General features: G+C 71.0%; 2 protein-coding genes. Both read left to right on the top strand.

The annotated features are described in order from the left end of the window. Window positions 1-338 (top strand): tyrosine-type recombinase/integrase (locus C7389_RS24735; RefSeq protein WP_162851841.1); only part of this gene is annotated, 338 nt, incomplete at its 5' end. Window positions 339-344: 6 nt separating this feature from the next. Further along, a partial coding sequence (locus C7389_RS24730; protein ID WP_133595319.1) for an IS91 family transposase occupies window positions 345-1,138 on the top strand: 794 nt, incomplete at its 3' end.

Here is a 1,138-nt window from a genome sequence, read left to right as displayed (position 1 = left end):
CGCCGCGCCTGCTCGAGGGGCTGCGCTTGTACTGGCGCGCCACCCGTCCGCGCGACTTCCTGTTTCCCACCGCGGCCGGCGACGGACCGCTGTCCGAGGCGACCGCGCAGCGGATGTACCACGGCGCACGCATGGCCGCCGGCATCGAACACCGCGGCGGCATCCACACCCTGCGCCATTCGTTCGCCACCCATTTACTCGAAGCCGGCGTCGATCTGCCGACGATCCAGCGCCTGCTCGGCCACGGCCACCTGTCGACGACGATGCGCTACCTGCACCTGGCCCGCGCCCACCTGACCGGCACGACCTCGCCGCTCGACCTGCTCGGCCCGAGCTGAGCGGCCATGCGCCGGGCCGGCCTGGCCGAGGTGCTCGACACCTTCGGCCCGGCCTACCTCGCTACCCGGCCGCTGCCACGCGGCGGCGCCAAGGTCTGGCGGGCGATCACCGCCTGCCGCACGGCCGCGCTGGGCGGGCATCTCGAAGCCTGCGACGCCTGCGGGCAGCACCGGCACGTCTATCACTCGTGCCGCAACCGCCACTGTCCGCAGTGCCAGACGCGGGCGAAAGAAGCCTGGCTCGCCGCTCGGCGGCGCGAAGTGCTGCAGGTGCCTTACTTCCACCTCGTGTTCACGCTGCCGCATAGCCTCAACGGCCTCGTTGCCGCCGATCCACGCACGTTGTACGACCTGCTCTTTGCCAGCGTCGCCGCCACGCTCACCGAGTTCGCCGCGAGCCCGCGCCACCTGGGCGGCACGCCGGCGTTCTCGCTCGTGCTGCACACCTGGACCCAGGATCTGCGCCGTCACGTTCACCTGCATGCGCTCGTCGCCGGCGGTGCGCTCGGTCCCCATGGCGAGTGGCTGCGGCCGAAGAAGGGTTTCCTGTTTCCGGTGCGCGCGCGCTCGCGCGTGTTCCGCGGCAAATTCATCGCGGCCCTTGCACCGCCGACGGTCAACGCGTGCGGGCTGCCCCCTGCCGAATGGGCGCGTCTCAAGTCGCAGTGCTATGCCCACGACTGGGTGGTCTATGCCAAGCAGCCGTTGGGCGGGCCCGACGCGGTGCTTGAGTATCTGGGCCGCTACACCCACCGGGTCGCGATCTCGAACGAGCGCATCGTCGGCATTGAAGGCGAGCA

The sequence above is a fragment of the Azoarcus indigens genome (assembly GCF_004361735.1).
In the GTDB taxonomy this organism is placed as follows: domain Bacteria; phylum Pseudomonadota; class Gammaproteobacteria; order Burkholderiales; family Rhodocyclaceae; genus Azoarcus; species Azoarcus indigens.
This window is presented reverse-complemented; position numbering and strand designations above follow the sequence as displayed.